This is a genomic window from Agrococcus sp. AC640b (assembly GCF_979255995.1).
Genome location: NZ_CEEDMM010000003.1, coordinates 38,977 through 57,264 on the forward strand (window position 1 = coordinate 38,977; position 18,288 = coordinate 57,264).

The 18,288-nt window shown below is 74.4% G+C and carries 10 protein-coding genes; 2 read left to right on the forward strand and 8 right to left on the reverse strand.

Going from position 1 to position 18,288, the window contains the following annotated elements; translation table 11 throughout:
* Positions 1–22: 22 nt before the first annotated feature.
* Together dxr and ACZ6H8_RS01840 are read right to left on the reverse strand one after the other, a co-directional pair.
* Positions 23–1,117, reverse strand: coding sequence for a 1-deoxy-D-xylulose-5-phosphate reductoisomerase (gene dxr, locus ACZ6H8_RS01835; RefSeq protein WP_464143790.1), 1,095 nt, complete (start codon positions 1,115–1,117; stop codon positions 23–25).
* Complete coding sequence (locus tag ACZ6H8_RS01840; RefSeq protein ID WP_464143792.1) at positions 1,114–1,632, reverse strand: OsmC family protein; 519 nt, start codon at positions 1,630–1,632, stop codon at positions 1,114–1,116. Before ACZ6H8_RS01840 ends, dxr begins: the two co-directional genes overlap by 4 nt.
* A 57-nt stretch (positions 1,633–1,689) precedes the next feature.
* Between ACZ6H8_RS01840 and ACZ6H8_RS01845 the strand changes: the two genes are divergently transcribed.
* Together ACZ6H8_RS01845 and solA are read left to right on the forward strand one after the other, a co-directional pair.
* Positions 1,690–3,009 carry an aminotransferase class III-fold pyridoxal phosphate-dependent enzyme gene (locus ACZ6H8_RS01845; protein WP_464143793.1) on the forward strand — a complete coding sequence of 440 codons (1,320 nt, stop codon included), beginning with the start codon at positions 1,690–1,692 and terminating at the stop codon, positions 3,007–3,009.
* A 10-nt stretch (positions 3,010–3,019) separates the two neighbouring features.
* Positions 3,020–4,150, forward strand: coding sequence for an N-methyl-L-tryptophan oxidase (gene solA / locus ACZ6H8_RS01850; protein ID WP_464143795.1), 1,131 nt, complete (start codon positions 3,020–3,022; stop codon positions 4,148–4,150).
* A gap of 9 nt (positions 4,151–4,159) precedes the next feature.
* Here the strand turns inward: solA and ACZ6H8_RS01855 are convergent, their stop codons facing one another.
* The 6 genes from ACZ6H8_RS01855 to ACZ6H8_RS01880 all read right to left on the reverse strand — a co-directional run bounded on the left by ACZ6H8_RS01855 (position 4,160) and on the right by ACZ6H8_RS01880 (position 18,286).
* Positions 4,160–6,811, reverse strand: coding sequence for an FtsK/SpoIIIE domain-containing protein (locus ACZ6H8_RS01855; RefSeq protein WP_464143797.1), 2,652 nt, complete (start codon positions 6,809–6,811; stop codon positions 4,160–4,162).
* 77 nt (positions 6,812–6,888) lie between these two features.
* Positions 6,889–9,030, reverse strand: a complete 2,142-nt coding sequence (locus tag ACZ6H8_RS01860; RefSeq protein ID WP_464143799.1) for a transglutaminase domain-containing protein — start codon at positions 9,028–9,030, stop codon at positions 6,889–6,891.
* Positions 9,027–10,208, reverse strand: coding sequence for a DUF58 domain-containing protein (locus tag ACZ6H8_RS01865; RefSeq protein ID WP_464143801.1), 1,182 nt, complete (start codon positions 10,206–10,208; stop codon positions 9,027–9,029). Before ACZ6H8_RS01865 ends, ACZ6H8_RS01860 begins: the two co-directional genes overlap by 4 nt.
* Positions 10,205–11,170 carry an AAA family ATPase gene (locus ACZ6H8_RS01870; RefSeq protein WP_464143803.1) on the reverse strand — a complete coding sequence of 322 codons (966 nt, stop codon included), beginning with the start codon at positions 11,168–11,170 and terminating at the stop codon, positions 10,205–10,207. Before ACZ6H8_RS01870 ends, ACZ6H8_RS01865 begins: the two co-directional genes overlap by 4 nt.
* A 7-nt stretch (positions 11,171–11,177) precedes the next feature.
* A complete protein-coding gene (locus tag ACZ6H8_RS01875; RefSeq protein ID WP_464143804.1) occupies positions 11,178–16,931 on the reverse strand; it encodes an Ig-like domain-containing protein in 5,754 nt (1,917 codons plus the stop codon).
* Positions 16,928–18,286 (reverse strand): serine/threonine-protein kinase, encoded by a 1,359-nt coding sequence (locus tag ACZ6H8_RS01880; RefSeq protein WP_464143805.1) that lies wholly within the window; start codon positions 18,284–18,286, stop codon positions 16,928–16,930. The genes ACZ6H8_RS01875 and ACZ6H8_RS01880 overlap by 4 nt, the downstream gene beginning before the upstream one ends.
* Between the last annotated feature and the right edge of the window lie 2 nt (positions 18,287–18,288).

Genomic DNA, 18,288 nt, shown 5'->3' on the forward strand with positions numbered 1-18,288 from the left:
CCCGGCCCGCGCGAGCCGAAGGTCAGCGGCGGCGGACGCCGCACGCCTCGTCGGCGACTGCGCGCGCCCATCGCTCCGCAGCCAGCACGCCCTCGAGCGTCGCCTCGTGCGGCTCGTGCAGCGCGAGCACGCGCTCGACGGCGTCGAGGATGTCGAGGAACCCGATCTCGCCGTCGAGGAACGCATGCACCGCCTGCTCGTTCGCGGCGTTGAGCACCGCGGGGTAGGTCGCGCCGAGCGCCGCGGCCTCGCGCGCGAGTCGGATGCCCGCGAGCGGGCCGTCGTCGTCGACGGGCTCGAACGTCCACGTCGACGCCGTCGTCCAGTCGAGCGGCGCGACGGCGCCGGGCACGCGCGTCGGCCAGTCGAGCGCGAGGGAGATCGCGAGCGCCATGTCGGGCGGCGAGCACTGCGCGATCGTCGAGCCGTCGACGAACTCGACCATCGAGTGCACGATCGACTGCCTGTGCACGGTCACGGCGACGTCGTCGAGCGGCACGCCGAACAGCAGGTGCGCCTCGATGACCTCGAGGCCCTTGTTCACGAGCGTCGCGGAGTTCGTGGAGATGACGCGGCCCATCGACCACGTCGGATGCGCGAGCGCGTCGGCTGGCGAGACGTCGGCGAGCCGCTCCCTGCCCCATCCGTGGAACGGGCCGCCGCTCGCGGTGAGCACGAGCCGCCGCACCTCGTCTGCGCGACCGGCCGCGAGGCACTGCGCGAGCGCCGAGTGCTCGGAGTCGACCGGCACGATCTGCCCGGGCGCCGCTGCCGCGGTGACGAGTCGACCCCCGACGACGAGGCTCTCCTTGTTGGCGAGGGCGAGCGTCGACCCCGTCGCGAGCGCCGCGAGCGTCGGCGCGAGCCCCGCGGATCCCGTGATGCCGTTGACCACCACGTCGCACGCGACGTCCTCGACGAGCCGCACCGCGTCGTCGCCACCGAGCGCCGTCGCCGACGCGGGCACGCCGAGCGCCTCCGCCTGCGCCGCGAGCCCATCGGCATCCGACCCCGCCGCGAGCCCCACGATCTCGAACCGATCGGGATGCGCGCGCACGAGCTCGATCGTCTGCGAGCCGATGGATCCCGTCGACCCGAGCAGCAGGACGCGCCTCACGCGTCCACGTCCCGATCGCGCGTCGGGCTCGCGCCCTCCCCGGCGACGAGCACGCCGTCGTGCCAGATGGTCGGTGCGTGCTCGACGGGGAATGCGACGGACGACGCGATGAAGCAGTCCTTCGACGCCTGCAGGTGCGCCTCGAGCGCGACGGCCGCCATGTCGGCGTCGCGCACCGTGACGCGCGGCCGCAGCAGCACCCGGTCGAAGCGGCCGCCGGTGCCCTGCGTCGTCATGACGCCCTCGGCGGCATCCTCGTACGCCGTGACGACGACGCCGCGCGTCACCGCCTGGTGCAGGTACGACAGCATGTGGCACTGCGCGAGCGCGGCGACGAGCAGCTGCTCGGGATTGTGCCGCGTGCGGTCGCCGCGGAAGGTGGGATCGGCGGAGCCGAGGATGTCGGGCAGGCCGTCGACGCGGATGACGTGGTCGCGGACGTAGGTGCGGTAGCCCTCGGTGCCGACGTCGCCGGCACCGGTCCACTCCACTCCGACGCGGTACTCGTGGCGCATGCCACCCAGGCTAGCCAGGCCCGCGATGCCGGCGTGCGGCGCGCGTACGATGGAGCCATGACCGACGTGCTCGCACCCCAGTCCCGCTCCGTCACGACCGCCATCCCGGGTCCGCGAAGCCAGGAGCTGCTCGCGCGCAAGGCCAAGGTGGTGCCGCAGGGCGTGCCGAACCAGCTGCCCGTGTTCATCGCCGAGGCGCACGACGCGATCATCACCGACGTCGACGGCAACCGCTTCATCGACCTCGGCTGCGGCATCGGGGTCACGACCGTCGGCCACACGAACGACGCCGTGGTCGCGGCCGTGCAGGAGCAGGTCGCGCGCCTCACGCACTCGCTGTTCGGCACGACGCCGTACGAGTCGTACGTGCGCGTGGCCGAGCTGCTCGCCGAGCTGACGCCCGGGGACTTCGAGAAGCGCTCGTTCTTCGTCAACTCCGGCTCGGAGGCCGTCGAGAACGGCGTGAAGATCGCCCGACGGTTCACGCGTCGCCGCGCGGTCGCGGTGCTCGAGCACGGCTACCACGGCCGCACGAACCTCACGATGACGATGAACTTCAAGCCCGCGCCGTACGCGACGGGCATGGGGCCGCTCGCCTCCGACATCTTCCACGCGCCCGGCTCGTACCCGCTGCGCGACGGCCTCGACGGCGCTGCCGCCGCGAAGCGCACGATCTGGTACCTCGAGAAGCACGTCGGCGTCGAGGACCTCGCATGCCTCGTCGTCGAGCCGATCCAGGGCGAGGGCGGCTTCATCGTTCCCGCCGACGGCTACCTGCCCGCGCTGCAGGAGTGGTGCACGGCGAACGGCGTCGTCATGATCGCCGACGAGGTGCAGTCGGGCGTGTGCCGCACCGGCCGCACCTTCGCGAGCGAGCACTTCGGATGGGTGCCCGACATCGTGCTGTCGGCGAAGGGCATCGCGGGCGGTCTGCCGCTCGCAGGCGTCACCGGCCGAGCCGACATCATGGATGCCGTGCACACGGGCGGCATCGGCGGCACGTTCGGCGGCAACCCCGTCTCGTGCGCTGCGGCCGTCGCGGTGCTCGAGCAGGTGACGTCGTCGGACCTCAACGGCAAGGCGCAGCGCATCGAGTCGGTGCTGCGTCCGCTGCTCGAGGAGCTCGCCGCGAAGCACGACGTCATCGCCGAGGTCCGCGGCCACGGCGCGATGCTCGCCATCGAGCTCGTCGACCCGGCCACGGGCGACCCCGTGCCATCCGCGCCGATCTCGAAGGCGGCTGGCGAGCAGGGCGTGCTCGTGCTCACCGCGGGCACGGACTACAGCGTGCTGCGGTTCCTGCCGAGCCTCGCGATCACCGACGACCAGCTGCGCGACGCGATCGGCGTCATCGACGAGGCGTTCTCGGCCCTGTGACGGCGACGTCGTGACGCGTGTCGCGGTCGTCGGCCTCGGAGCGTGGGGATCGATGACGGCGTGGCGGCTCGCGGCAGCGGGCGCCGACGTCGTCGGATTCGAGGCGGGCGCCATCGGCCACGATCGGGGCTCGTCGCACGGCGGCACCCGGCTGTACCGACGGCTGTGCGTCGAGCACCCCGGGCTCGTCGCGCTCGCCGACCGCTCCGCCGAGCTGTGGCGGGAGCTCGAGCGGCGCTCGGGCGAGACGCTGCTGACGGTCACGGGCGGCGTGTCGATCGGGCATCCTGACGCCGCGCTCGTGCGCGACTCGCTCGCCGTCGCGGCCGTGACGGGCGTGCCGCACGAGGTGCTCGATGCCGCGGCGGTGCGCACGCGCCTGCCCATGCTCCGCGTCGACGACGACGTCGTGGGCGTCGTCGACCCCGCAGCCGGCGTCCTCGCCGCCGAGCCGTCGGTGCGCGCCGCCGCTGCCGCTGCACGCGCGCTCGGCGCGACGCTGCACGAGGGCGTGCGCGTCGACGTCGCGGAGGCCGAGGCCGGCGTCGTCCGCGTCGGCGGTCGCGCGGAGCGCTTCGACCACGTCGTGGTCACGGCCGGTGCGTGGACGGGCGCGCTGGTGGCCGACCTGGGCGTCACGCCCATCCGCACCCTCGTCACGTGGTTCGACCCGGTGCCGGGGGCGGAGGCGGAGCACGCGCTCGACGCGTTGGGCGTCGTGGTCGCCGCGGTCGGCGACGCGTGGATGTGGGGCCACGGCGCGCTGCCCGGCGGGCACGTGAAGCTCGGACCCGCCGACGACCCCGCGTTCGTCGAGGTCGATCCCGACGCGCTCGCAGGCAGCACACGGCCCGACGACGCCGCACTCGTGTCGCGCCTCGCCGCCCACGCGCTGCCCGGCATCGTGCCGACGCCCGTCTCGGTGCGTCCGTGCATGTACGGCCGCACGCCCGACCACCAGTTCGTCGTCGGGCGCATCGGCGAGCGGCTGAGCGTCGGCGGCGGATGCAACGGCCACGGGTTCAAGCACGCCGCCGCGATCGGCGAGCATCTCGCGCAGGTCGCGCTCGGCGTGGAGCCCACCGTGCCGATGGCGTTCGCGAACCCGACGCGCTTCGCCGAGTCGCCGCCCACCGCCTGAGCGTCGCGCCTAGGCGAGGCGTCGTGCGACGCCGCGATCGAGCATCCACCTGCGCTCGCCGCGCATCGCTGGCGACAGCGGGGCTCCGCGCAGCACCTGACGCACGGCCCGGTCGTCGACGCCGAGCAGCACGACGGGCCGTTCGTGGCGCAGCCGGTCGAGGACTCCCCACGCAGCCTCCCATTCCCCCACGGTGCCCACCGTCACCTCGCCGGGCTCGGACGGGCTCGAGGTGGCTCCGAGCCCGAGCGGCACGTCGTCGCGGGTCGCGGCGACGATCGCGACGGGCCCCGCTGGCAGCGCGGCGTGGTGCGCGCGCCGGGGCGCGACCGTCGCGTCGGCGATGGCGAGCTGCACGCGCTCCCCTGCCACCCAGCCGCCACCCGGCGGCAGCGCCGGGTCGTAGCGATCCATCGCACCGCCTGCGAGCACGTGCTCCTGCCGCGACGCGAGCCGCAGCAGCACGCGCGTGTCGGCGAGGGGCGCGAGCGACGCCATCGTCGACGTGGCGCGTCGCGCCGTGAGCGCGACGGCGTGGCCAGCGCCCGCGCCCTCCCGCATGCGGCGTGCGAGCAGCGCGACGACCTCGTGCGCGTGGTCGTCGTCGAGGCGAGCGAGCAGGGCGTCGACGTCGTCGACGACGAGCGTGCCGGGTGCGATGGGCTCGTGCACCGCATCCCACAGCGCCTCCTCGTCGCGCACGAGATCGCCCCCTGCAGCCGCGAGGAGGTCGGCGAGCGCGCTCTTGCCGCTCGCGGCCGCACCGAGCACGAGCAGCGGGCCCTCGTGCGCCGGCCGCCACCTGAGCGGGTCGATGCGCTGCGCCGCCGGGCGATCGACGAGCCCGAGCGCGATCGACCACGGCGCGTCGTCGGCGCCGATCGGCGGCAGCGCCGTCGCGGGGATGCGCTCCGGCAGCGGATCGCACCACGGGCGCCGCGGTGCGTCGTGCACGATCGAGTCGGCGACGACGCGCTCGAGCAGGGCAGGATCGGCGAGCGCGGACTGCGCGTGGACGGTCGCATGGCCCGCGATCCGCACGACGCAGCGCCCGCGCTCGTCGAGTCGCAGCCGCGCCGCGTCCGGCACGCCCGTGACCGCGACGCTGTCGGCGTCGTCGGGCACGCGCAGCGAGATGCGCACGCCGCAGTTCGCCAGCACGCCGTCGCGCACCGCCTCCGCCGGACGCTGCGTGCACAGGATGAGGTGCATGCCGAGGCTGCGTCCACGGGATGCGACGTCGGCGAACAGCCGCAGCAGGTCGGGCAGCTCGTGGAGCATCGCCGCGAACTCGTCGACGACGATCACGAGCCTGCCGAGTCCGTGCGTCTCCTCGATCGATCGTGCGCCGAGCGCCTGCAGGGTGCGTTCGCGGTGGCGGATCTCGGCGCGCAGGCTCTCGATGGCGCGTGCGGCACCGTGCTCGTCGAGGTCGGTGACGACGCCGACGCAGTGCCGCAGACCGCGCAACGCCTCGAACGACGCACCGCCCTTGAAGTCGACGAGCAGCACCGCGAGCTCCGCAGGATCGTGCCTGCGGGCGAGCGCGGCGATCCAGGCCAGCAGCAGCTCGCTCTTGCCCGACCCGGTCGTGCCGCCGACGACGGCGTGCGGCCCGTCGACCGCGAGGTCGATCGGCATCGGATGCGGCCCGACGAGGAACGTCGCGGGCAGCACCCCCTGCGCATCCTGCGCGAGGTCCGCGAGCCGCACGTGTCGCGGCAGCGCGGCACTGCCGCCGAGCCCTGCAGCCACGGCCGCGTCGGCGAGGCGCGCGGCCGCCGTCTGCGCCTCGCGCGCGGAGACGACCGCGGGCGTGCAGACGCGCTCGCCCACGTGCACGGCGTCGAGCCCGGCTGTCGCGACGACACGGCAGTCGCGCGGCAGGTCGGCTGCGGACGGCGCGGCCGCGAGCGTGACCTCGACGTCGTCGGCGAGCACGCGCACGAGGGTGCGCCCGTCGACGACCGAGCGGTCCACGCGGTGCGGCGCGGCATCGACCCACGACCACGATGCGTCGGCCTCGACGACGATGCGCGCCGCCACGGGAGCCAGGCGCGCGAGCACCTGCAGCAGGAGGCTGCGCACGAGCGCGTCGCCGACCCCCGCCGGCGCGACGAACCCCACGCCGAGGCACGCGTCGACCACGAGCGGCGCGTCGACGACGGCTGCGTGCGCCCGCAGCGCCTCCGCACGCCGGTGCACGTCGTCGGCCTGCTGCTGCGCGTAGCCCTCGATGACGATGCTCGAGGGCACGGCACCCACGCCGAGCACGACCGGCACGGGATCGCCGCTCTCGTGCCGCCACCGATGCGGATGGTTCACGGGGGCGTTCGCGCATGCGCGCGCATCGGGGTGGGCGTCGGCGAGCGCGCTCGCCTCGACCTCGTGCGCGACGCGGATGCGATCGTCGAGCGCATCGCACTCGCGTGCGAACCGCGCCGTCTCGCGACGCAGCGCCCTGCGTCGCTGCATGCGGCCGTCGCCGAGGCTCGCGACCGCGATGACCGGACCGAGGGCCGCGAACAGCAGCATCGTCGGCTGCTGCGTCACGAGCCACAGCGCACCGGCGCCGACCACGGGCGCGATGCTGGCGAGCACGGGGAACGCCTGCGGGATCGGGTCGACGGGCGGGGCGGGCAGCTGGAGGCGTTCGTGCACGCGGCCAGGCTCCCCCGCCGCAGCCTCGCGGCACGCTCCGACGATCGCGGCTGTGGACGGCGAGCGCCTGTGGAGCCTCAGCGGCGCAGCAACGACCGCGGCGTGAGTCGCGCGCGCATGCGGTCCAGCCACGAGCGGCCCGCATCGAGCCCGTCCACGAGCTCGTCGCCCTCCAGCCACGCGCGCGCGACGACGTCGTCGTCGGGATCCGCACGTCCGAACATCGCACCGTCGACGGCACGTGCGAACGCCGACTCCCGGACGCCCCGTGCGTACTCGAGCCGCGTCGCCCCTGCCTGCGCGTCGCGGCCGCGGTCGACCGCGGCGTCGACGAACTCGCGCCAGGCGCCGTCGACGCGCTCGGCAGTGGATGGCGCGAGCCTGCGACGCCTGCGACGCAGCAGCTTCGCGCCCAGCAGCACGAGCACGGGCGACGCGACGACGAGCATGCCGACGAGCGCGATGCCGACGACGCCGAGCACCGTGCGCCACAGCGAGTCACCGCTCGTCTGCCCAGGCGGCTGCACGGGCGCGGCCGGCTGCTCGTCGCTCTGCTGCCCGCCCTCCGGCAGCACGGGTCCCGCGGGCGGCTGCGGCTGCGTCGACGGTCGAGGCGCCGTCGACTCCTCCTCGGGCACCGGCCGCTCGTCGGGCGTCACCGCGACCCCGACCCAGCCGTGCTCCTGCGTCGACACCTCGATCCACGCGTCGAGGTCGCCGGCGACGACCGTCGTGGGCGCCCCGTCGACGACGGTCGGCGCGTAGCCGACGACGACCCTGGCGGGGAATCCCAGCTGCTCGGCGAGCAGCGCCGCCGTCATCGCGTACTGCTCGCCGTCGCCGACCATGATGCCGTCGAACAGCTCGGCGATGCGCGCCAGCGAGTGCCCGGCTCGGCTCGCGGCCTCGCCCTCGGATCCGTGGCTCACGTACCCGTCGGCCGAGAGCCCCTCGACGAGCGCGGCGAGACGCTCGCCGGGGGTCGTCGCGTCCTCCGTCCACCCCGACAGCCACGCGATGGCGTCGGAGGGCGGCACGACGCCGAGGCCGGGCGTGCCGGCTGGGCTCAGCGCGGCGAGGTCGTCGACGGGCTCGTCGCGGGTGAACGAGACCTCGTAGGCGTCCCCGGGCTCGAGGCCCGCCGTCGTCAGCAGGTCGCCCGTGTCCGCGTCGGCGTGCAGCGTCGTCTGCAGCGCCGACGCGCGCGGTCCCACGAATCCGACGGCATCCGGCGTCCCCACACGCGGGATCCACTCGCCGTCGAGGTCCTGGATGGTGACGCCCAGCACGTCCGACCCCGTGGGTGGCACGGCGGGCAGTCGCGTGAACGCACCATCGGCGACGCCTGCGACGACGCCGTCGTAGGCGTCGAGCGATGCGAGCACGAGCCGGTCGCCCGGCGCCATGCCCGTCGCGACGAGCACGGGCTCCTCGCGGCGCTCCGGCACGTGGGAGGCACGGAACGCCGACAGCGGGCTGTCGAGGTCGCTCGTGTCGAGCGCGACGGGGTCCGATCGCAGCACGACGCGGTCGCCCAACGTGGCCGCGCCGCCGACGATGCCGCATGCGAGCGCGGCCGCCGCCACCGTGAGCGCCGCGATCGAGCGCCGCCAGAGCGTCGACAGCGTGCGAGGCGCCGCACGTCTGCGACGCGCCTGCCGCACGATCGACACGAGCACGACGACGAGCGCCATGACGAGCACCGCGTGCAGCACGGGCGACCACGGCTTCTGAGGGCCGAAGAGGATCGTCCATGCCGCGATGCCGACGGGCACGAGTCCCGCGAGCTCGGCGCGGTGCATCCGCAGCACGATGGATCCCGAGAGCGCGCTGCCGACGAGCACGAGGCTCAGCGGCGCGACGAGCACGCCGCCGCCGGCGCCGACCGGCGTCGCGATCGTGAGGATGTCGCGCCACGACTGCCACACGGCAGGCACGACGATGCCGTACGAGTCCGGCGTCGGCAGGATGCCTGCGAGCGACTCCGGCGCCGCGAGCGGGGGCGCGATCACGAGGAACGCGCCGATCCCGACGAGGATGAGCCACAGCGCCGGCCACCGCCGCCACCATCCGAGCATCGCGATGCCCGTGCCCACGAGCAGCGCCGTCGCGACGACGGGCACGATGCGCGCCGAGCCGAACAGCTCGCCCATCGGCAGGCAGGCGGCGAGGATGGCGAGCACGCTCGTCGTGAGCGCCGCGAGGCGCCACTGGGTCATGCGAGCGCCTCCGAGCGCAGCCCTCGCGCGAGGTCCTCGAGCAGTCCGACGGTGAGCACGGGCACGCGCGCGAGCCTGCCGACCGACGGCGGCGCGAGGGCGTCGGCGCGCAGCACGATGGGCGCGACGTCGGGTGGCAGCAGTCCTGCGGCCTCACGCAGCCTCCGAGGCGGCGCGGCGCTGCCGACGACGATCCAGGCGACCGACGCCTGCGGCGACAGCGCCACCGACCGCACGACGTCGACGATGCCGAGCCTGCGATCGGGGGCGAGGTCGGTGAGGCCGTCGAGCACGCGGTCGCGCGTGCGGGCGTCGATCGGCGCGGGATCGAGACGGCCCGTCGCGGGACTCTCGACGATGCGCACGCGGCGGCGCTCCGCGATCGCACCCGTCGCGATCGTCGCGACGATCTCGAGCGCGAGCTCGAAGTCGTCGGCGCCGTAGTCGTCGGCGTTCGTCGAGACGCACACGAGCGTGTCGCTGCGCTTCGAGGGCTCGAACTGCCGCACGAGCAGCTGACCGGTGCGAGCCGTCGACCGCCAATGCACGTGGCGGGGCTCGTCGCCTGGCTGATACTCGCGGAGGCTGTGGAAGGCGACGTCGTCGGCCGTGAGCTCGGCGGACGACTCCCCCTCGAGGTCGCGCACGAGGCCGGCTGCGACCGCGGGCACGCGGGCCACGCGCGGGTGCACGACGAGCTCGTCGGCGAGCGTCAGCACGTGCGTGCGCTCGAGGATGCCGAACGGATCGGTGCGCAGCACCGTCGCAGGGCCGACGACGATCCGCCCGCGCCGTCGGGTGTCGAGCACGATCTGCTGGCTCGTCGCGTCGCCCGAGTCCAGGCGCGGCAGGTCGATGCGGTACGTGACGTCGCCGACGAGCACGTCGATCGCGCGCGGGGCGAAGATGCGGCCCGGCCTGCGCACCGCGAGGGTCGCGTGCGCGCTCTGGCCGACGGGCACCCGCTCGGCCGAGAGCGTGAGGCGGACGTCGACGTCGCGCTGCCCCACCACCCACGGCAGCGCCGCGAGCACGAGCAGCAGCGCCGCCGACGCGGCGACCACGAGCTCGACCCAGCCGAGCGCGGCGCCGACGGGGCCACCGACGATGGCGACGCCCACGAGCGTCCACCCCCATCCGGTGACGACGCGCGTCGTGCGCCGCAGCCGCTCGATCACGATCCGTCGCGTCCTCGCGGCGGCGGCGTGGAGAGCATGAGCTGCTGCAGGATCGTCTCCTGCGTGATGCCGTCGAGCTCGGCCTCGGGCTCGAGCACGATGCGGTGGCCGAGCACGGGGATGACGAGGGCCTTCACGTCGTCGGGCGTGACGTAGTCGCGGCCGTCGAGCGCGGCGTACGCGCGTGCGGTGCGCACGAGCGAGAGCGCCCCGCGCACGCTCACGCCGAGCCGCACCTCGCCCGACTGCCGCGTCGCATCGACGATGCGGGCGACGTAGTCGGCGACGGCGGCGTCGACGTGCACCCGGGCGGCGACGCCGATGAGCTCGCGCAGCCGCACGGTGTCGATGACGGGTGCGAGCGTGCCGGGATCGACGGGCTCCGCGGAGCCCTCGAGGATCCGCAGCGTCGAGGCGTGGTCGGGGTAGCCGATCGAGGTGCGCAGCGCGAAGCGGTCGAGCTGCGCCTCCGGCAGGCGATACGTGCCCGACTGCTCGATGGGGTTCTGCGTCGCGACGACCATGAAGGGCGTCGGCACGGCGTTGGGGCGGCCGTCGACCGTGACGCGGCCCTCCTGCATGACCTCGAGCATCGCCGACTGCGTCTTCGGGCTCGCACGGTTGATCTCGTCTGCGAGCACGATGTTCGCGAACACGGGGCCCTCGTGGAAGGCGAACGTGCCGGACGACTGGTTCCAAATGCTCACGCCCGTGATGTCGCCGGGGAGCAGGTCGGGCGTGAACTGGATGCGCGAGGCCGAGCCGTCGATGCACGCCGCCAGGGCGCGCGCGAGCGACGTCTTGCCCGTGCCCGGGTTGTCCTCGACGAGCAGGTGCCCGCCGGAGAGCATCGCGGCGAGCGCGAGGCGCACGACGTGCGCCTTGCCGACGAGCACGGGCTCGATCGCCTCGGCCATGCGGTCGCCGAGCTCGCGGATGGCGCTCACGCCGTCGTCGGTCATGTCGCTCCTAGATTCCACAGGGGGCTGTCGTCGGGGTCTGGTGCACGTACGGCGGATCCGAGGGCACTACTGAGGCTACCCGGCCCGTGACACGCACCTCGGTGGTGCCGAACGGCACGGTCGTCTCACCCGCGACGTACGGGACCGAAGGCTGCTGCGACCAGGGCTGGCTCGGGCTCTGGCGGAACTGCACCGTCGCCGATCCCTGCCACGCCCCGCCGTTCGCGGGCAGGTCGATGGCGAGCTGCCTGCCGGGCTCGGCGCCGTACCTGCACTGGGTCGCCGTCGCGGCGAGGGCGATGGGTGTCTGCTCGCCGACGCTCGTGACGCCGCTGCACGTGAGCTCGCCGCCGTTCGAGGCGCACTGGCGGATCTCGACCCGCACCTGCTGCCCGTACGCGACGGGGAGCGGCTGCGGCGTGACGAACGTGCGACCGCCTGCCGGCGGCACGGCGACGTCGACCCACGCGCTCGACGCGCCGCCGCTCACGATGCGCGTCTGCATCCGCAGGCCCGACGCGACGTCGACGCGCGTGAACGCGACGTCGAGCGCCGCGCGTCCCCCTGCCTGGCTCGTCTCGACCGCGACGCTCTGCGACGACGGCGCATCTGGCACGCCGTACACGACGCCGCTCGTCGACGACGAGCAGAACCAGCCGTTGTCGGCGATGACGACGACCTGCAGACGCTGCCCGGACTGCACGCGCGCCGTCCCGGACGTCTCTGGCCGTCCACCGCCTCCCGGCGAGCAGCTCGGCGGCGTCTGCCCTGCTGGCACGGTCGTGATGCGATAGCGCAGCTCGGCGCCGCCTGTCGACGGCGCCACCCACGTGACCGACGCGGTCCCCGCGCCCTCGTCGTAGTCCGTGAGCAGGACGGTCGTCGTGCCCGGCTCTCCCACGGCCGTGAAGTCGAGCGGCGTCGACCATCGCCACGCGGCGTCGCCGACGCCGGCGTCGTTCGTCGCCGCGACCTCGACGCGGTACGCCTGCCCGGGCTGCAGGCCCGCGACGCTCGACTCGCGCGCGCCCGCCTCGAGGCGCTGCACGACGTCGACGCCCGGACCCTGCACGCGCACGAGGTAGCCGGTGACGCCCGTCGCCCCCGCAGGCACCGTCGCGGGCTGCCAGCGCACGATCGTCGTGCCCGCCGTCGACGTCGCCGACGTCTCGACGCCCGTGACGGGTGCGGGCAGGCGGTCGGCGTGCATCGGCTCCGACGGCGGCGACGCCTCGCTGGCTCCGACCGCGTTGCGAGCGACGACCTGCAGGCGCACGTCGACGCCCACGGGAAGGTCGGTGAGCGTGCAGGTCGTCGACGGCCCGCACTCGTGCGCGTAGCCGCCGGGGCCGACGAGCCGGTAGCCGAGGATCGGGCTGTTGCCGTCTGCTGGCGGCGTGATGCGCACGACGAGACCTCCGTCGACGTGCACGTCGGTCGCCTGCACCGGTGGCGCGGGTCGATCGGGCACGTCGCGCACGACGATCGTGAGCGTGCTCCACACGGCGCGACGCGGGTCGCCCGTCGCGTCGAGCACCTGATACCGCACCGTCGTGGTGCCGACCTGCGCGAGGTCGCTCGCGGTGACGGTCACGGCGCTCGAGCCTGCCGCGCGCTCGAGCGTCACGCCGAGCGGCACCGTCGTCTGGTCGACGGCCGCCAGCTGCAGCGGATCGCTGGGGAAGGGGTTGGTCGCCTCGTCGTTCGCGAGCAGGTCGACGCTGCCCGACTGCCCGCGCACGACCTCGAGCCGATCCGGCTGCGGCTGCGCGAGCGGTCTCGTCGACGAGATCGCCACGAGGCGCAGCTCGCCCGGCACGCCGTCGCCGCTGGGGCCGGTGACGCCCACCTCGAGCGCGCCGACGCTCCCCGGGTCGACGCCGGGAGCGAGCTCGACGGTGAGCATCGAACCCGTGATGGAGGCGGCGAAGCCCGCCGGCACGTCGCCGAGCGACCATGCGAAGTCGACGACGTCGTCCGGGTCCGGCGCCGTCGTGATGCGCGCGAGGTCGAGGACGCGGGCGGCGCCGGGCTCGAGCTGCACCGTCGTGCCCAGCACACGGCCCGGCAGCCCCTCGACGGCCTCGACCGTGATCGGCAGCACGATCGATGCGACGCGGCCGTCGGGGTCGCCAGGCGCGTCGCCGTCGGTCACCTCGAAGGCGATGCTCGCGAAGCCGAAGTACCCGGGAGCCGAGGTGAAGCGCAGCGTGCCCGAGTCGACGACGGGCTGGCTGCCGTCGGAGTGCTCCGCGCGCACCTTCGATGCGTCGGTGAGGATGACGGGGTCGCCGTCGACGGCGACGACGTAGTCGGCGACGTCGATCTCGATCGTCTCGCCGGAGGCGACGACGATGGGTGGCGCATCGGGGCGCAGCTGCGGCAGGGCATCCTCGGTGCCTGGCACGACGACGAGCGCCGACGCCGACTCGCCCGTGTCGTCGCGCGTCACGGTGTAGGGCACGATGCGCGTCTCGGGATGCACGTCGATGCGGAGCCTGCCGTCGGCGGCGAGCGTCACGTCGTCGACGTCGAGCGGAAGCGTCACCTCGAGCTCGTCGACGGCGCCGTCCGCGACGGTCGCCGCCGACATGGGATCGACGACGACCTCTGCACGCTCGAGGATCGACGTCACGGGCACGCGCACGTCCTGCACGCGCGGCGGCGGCGGCTCGGCGTCCTCGTCGACCACGACGCGCAGCCAGCCGACGGCCTGCGCGCCCCTCGACGACTCGATCGTCACGACGACGCCGAACTCCCCCTCGTCGGGGCCGGCGGTCACGAGCACCTCGCCGTCCTGCACCTGCGCGCGGACGGAGCCCTGCGGCACGGCGTCGACGACGTCGAGCGCGAGGCCCGCGGGATCGAGGTCGTTCGCGAGCACGTCGACCGTCTGCGCCGTGTCCGGCCGCAGCTCGACGACGTCGGGCTCCGCGATGGGCGGAGCGACGGCGGCGTCGGGGGCGGCGACGCCGATCCGCACGATGCCGGTCGCCTGCGCGCCCAGATCGTCGGCGACGACGTACGTGAGCGTCTCGGTGCCCGCGGAGTAGCCGCCGGCCTCGTACCGAAGGCTGCCGCCGTCGACGATCGCGATGCTGCCGAGGCTCGCGGGCGTCGACAGGCCCACGAGCGAGACGCCGTCGCCGTTCGGGTCGGCGGTGGTGAGGTCGATGGGGATGTCGACGCTCTCGCCTGCGACGACGCGCGCATCGACGGTCGGCGGCATCGGCGCGACGTTCGTGGCGACGTCGGAGTCGGCGACGACGATGCTCACGGTCGCGAACGCGCTCTGCCCATCGGGGCCGCGCACCTCGTACGTCACCGAGACCTCGCCGGGCTCGCTGGGTGCGACGAAGCGCAGCCGGTCGCCATCGACGAACGCGAAGCCTGCGGCTGCCGGCTCGACGAGCTCCTCGACGAGCTCGATGCTCGCACCATCCGGATGCTCGTCGTTCGCGAGCACGGGCACGTCGATCGCGCCGCCCGGCTGCACCCGCACGGCGTCGTCGCGCGCGATGGGCGCCTGCATCGCCTCGTCGCGCTCCATCACGACGATCGTGCCCTCCGCCGACGAGACGCCGTTGGCGATGCCGTACCGCACCGTGGCCTGCTCGGGCAGGGGGCCCGCGAGCTCGATGCGCACCCGTTCCTGGTCGACGACGTCGACGCGCACGGCATCCGAGTCGCTGCGCGCGCCCGTGACGACGAGGACGCCGCCCGCCGGGTCGACGTCGAGGTCGGCGACGGCGACCTCGATCGCGCTGCCTGCGAGCACGCCGACCGCGTGCGGCGCGGGCTCCGGCGGCGTCGAGGCGTCGACGGCCGGCAGCGCGTGCACGCGCACCTGGCCCGTCGCCGTGGCGGCTCCGTCGCTGACGACGTACGTGAACGTCACGACGCCCTCGGCGTCCGGCGTGACCGAGATCGTGTCGTCGACGTAGCCTGCCACGACGGCGCCTGCGGGCCCGTTGACGTTGTGCAGCGCGAGCCCGTCGCCGCCGCGCGCCGACAGCAGCGGCTCGAGCACGACGGTCTGCCCGACATGCGTCGTCGCCGTGACGGTGCCGGCGACGAGCGGTGGCTGCTCGACGGGCACGAGCGAGATCGTGCCGCGCACGACCGAGCGACCGTCGGACACCGCGATCGCGAGGTCGCGCACCGTGCCGGCACCACCGTCGGCGATCTCGATGCGCCCGTCCGGGCGGAAGCGCACGACGTCGCCGACGTCGCTCGACGCGTCGACGAGCACGAGCGGGTCGCCGTCGGGGTCGATCCAGTGCTCGAACGCGTTCACCACGACGGTCTCGCCAGGGGCGATCTCGGTCGTCGCGGCGCGAGCGGCGGCGGGCGCGTCGTCCACCTCCGGCGCACGAACCTCGACGGTCGCCGTCGCGGAGTCCTCGCCGCCAGCGCCATCCGACACGCGGTACTGCACCGTGATGGTGCCCGTCGCGTCTGCTGGCAGCGCGAGGCGGATGCTGCGTCCGTCGGGCGCGATCGACGCCGCTGGATCGCCGTCGACCGCGACGACCGTCAGCACGTCCCCGTTGGGGTCGGTGTCGTTCTCGAGCACGGGAAGCAGCGTCGTCTGCCCGGGGCGCGCACCGAGCTCGTCGTCGTTGGCGACGGGTGGCAGCGCCTCGGGGTCGTCGGCACCGGCGCCGGGGTCCTCCGGCTCCTCCCCGCCTGGCGCGACCTCGGGAGGCGACGGCAGCGCCCAGTCGTCGACGAGGGCGCCGTCGCGTGCGATGGTCCACGCATCCCCGCTCGCGGCGTCGGCGAGCACGACGGCGTCGCCGGCCGCCGCGAGCTCGAGCGTCGCCTCCGCCGCGACGCCCGCGAGCTCCAGCGGCGACTCGTCGTCGCCGCAGTGCCGCCACGCGTCGCCGGACGACCACGCCCCGTAGACGCAGCCGTCCTGCACGAGCGGACGCGACGGCGCGCCATCGACGCCGGAGACCTCGACCTCGACCGTCTGCACGCCGAGCTCGTGCGCCTCGATGCCCTGCTCGGTCGCGACGAGCACGCGCCCCGTCGCCGGGCCCGGCAGCTGCAGCGCCGCCTGCTCGGCCGTGAGCCGCGACTGCCAGCCACCGCTCGAGAGCACGTTCGACGTCGTGTCGAGCAGCACCCACCGCGAGCCGACGGCGGTGATCTGCAGCGACGGCTCGTCCGGCGACATCGGCGCGTCGGTCGTCGTGAGCGTCTCGCCGGTGCCCACGTCGATCTCGAGCACGCGGCCGAGTCCCGGCGAGGCTGCGAACAGCGTCGACGCCGTGAGCGCCGCGACGGCCCCGCGCCCCAGCTGCACGATCGGCTCGCCGAGCTCCTCGCCCGCCTGCAGTGCGCGCACGTCGGTGACCCAGACGTCGCCGCTCGACGGGGAGACGATCGACACCGCGGAGCCCGCGAGCTGCACGTCGGAGCCCGCCGGCACGAGCACGGCGGGTCCGCGATCCAGCGTCGCTCGGTCGAGGGTGCGCACGACGCTCGCGGCACGATCGACCACGAGCACGCCCGCCTCGCCCTGCACGACCTCGCTCGCAGCGCCGCCTGGCGACACGATCGACTCGAGCTGGTCGGTCTGCGTGTTCACCGCCCCCACGAGGTCCGCCTCGCCGTTCGCGACCCACACGCTCGACGCGTCGAGCTGCGGATCGAGCGCCGCGTTGCCCTGCCACAGCGTCGCGGCGGCGACGACGGCGACGGCGAGCGCGCCGCCGAGCGCGATGCCACCGATCCTCGTCGCCCGGCTCACGGGACCTCCCCGCATGCCTCGGCCCCGTCTCCGGAGCGGCCGTCGCGGTTCACGGCGACCGTGATGCACAGCTCGTCGCCGCTGCCGCCCGACAGGCGGAACGACGACGCTCGCTGGATGACGGCATCGCCGGAGGCCGTCGTGACGAGGTACGAGTCGGCGTCGACGAGGCCGGGGTCGTCCCATGTGAAGGCCACGCCGCCGTCGACGGGCTCGGCGACGACCTCCTCGACGACGGGGATCGCGCCCTGGATCGTCGTGACGGCGACGGCGACGACGGCGACGGCGCCGAGCACGACCGCGGTCGCGACGCCCACGAGCAGCGACACGAGGCCGCGGCGTGCCGGCGCGGGCACGGAGCGCGTCGACGACGAGATGTCGATCTGCTGCGCCCCGCGCACCGGTGCGCGTCGTCGCGCCGCGCGCACCCGCAGCGGCAGCTCCTCCTCGCGCAGCGCGTCGTCGGCGCTCTCGACGTCGCGCGACCACGGCTCCTCCTGCAGGTCGATGGGCGTGACGGGCACGCCCATCTCCTCCTGCACGGCCTGCAGGTCCTCGACCATCGGCAGGATCGACAGGTAGCGATCGCCCGGGTCCTTCGCGAGCGCACGGCGCACGATGGTCGCGAGGTCGCGGGGCGCGTCGACGTCGAACGGCTGGATGTCGTGGGCGAGGATGCGCGCGGTGAGCTCGTCGGTGCCGTTGCGACCGCCACGGATCTCGGCCGGGCTGCGGCCGGCGACGAGCGAGTACAGCGTGGCCCCGAACGACCACACCTCGCTCGCGACCGTGCCTGCGGTCTCGTCGCGCAGCACCTCGGGCGCCGACCACGGCACCGACACCCCTGCGGTCTCGTGATCGCCAAGGTGCATGTTCGCTGCGATGCCGAAGTCCGACAGCACGGGATGCCCGAACGCGGTCGTCAGGATGTTCGCGGGCTTCACGTCGCGATGCAGCGTGCCTGCGCGGTGGGCCGTCTCGAGCGCTCCCCCGATGCGGATGACGATCTCGAGCGCCTCGTCGAGCTCGAGCGGGCGCTGGCGGAACCGGTCGCCGATCTCGGTCGAGCACAGCTCCATCACGAGGTACGGCCTGCCGTCGCCGGAGACGCTCGCCGAGTAGACGGTGAGGATCGAGGGATGCGCGCTCAGCCTGCCCATGAGGTTCACCTCGGAGCGGAACGCGCTGCGCACCCTGTCGTCGACGAGGTCGGCATGCATGACCTTCACCGCGACGGGACGGCGCGGCAGGTTCTGCTCGTACAGGAAGACGTCGGCGAACCCGCCCTTGCCGAGGATGTGGACGTGCGTGAACCCAGGCAGCACCGGAGGTGACGACGGCAGCCTGGCGGCCATGC

Coding starts and splice junctions, on each gene's coding strand:
- ACZ6H8_RS01840 (WP_464143792.1), bottom strand. CDS start 1,632: ATGCGCCACGAGTACCGCGTCGGAGTGGAGTGGACCGGTGCCGGCGAC.
- ACZ6H8_RS01845 (WP_464143793.1), top strand. CDS start 1,690: ATGACCGACGTGCTCGCACCCCAGTCCCGCTCCGTCACGACCGCCATC.
- ACZ6H8_RS01860 (WP_464143799.1), bottom strand. CDS start 9,030: ATGACCCAGTGGCGCCTCGCGGCGCTCACGACGAGCGTGCTCGCCATC.
- ACZ6H8_RS01870 (WP_464143803.1), bottom strand. CDS start 11,170: ATGACCGACGACGGCGTGAGCGCCATCCGCGAGCTCGGCGACCGCATG.
- ACZ6H8_RS01880 (WP_464143805.1), bottom strand. CDS start 18,286: ATGGCCGCCAGGCTGCCGTCGTCACCTCCGGTGCTGCCTGGGTTCACG.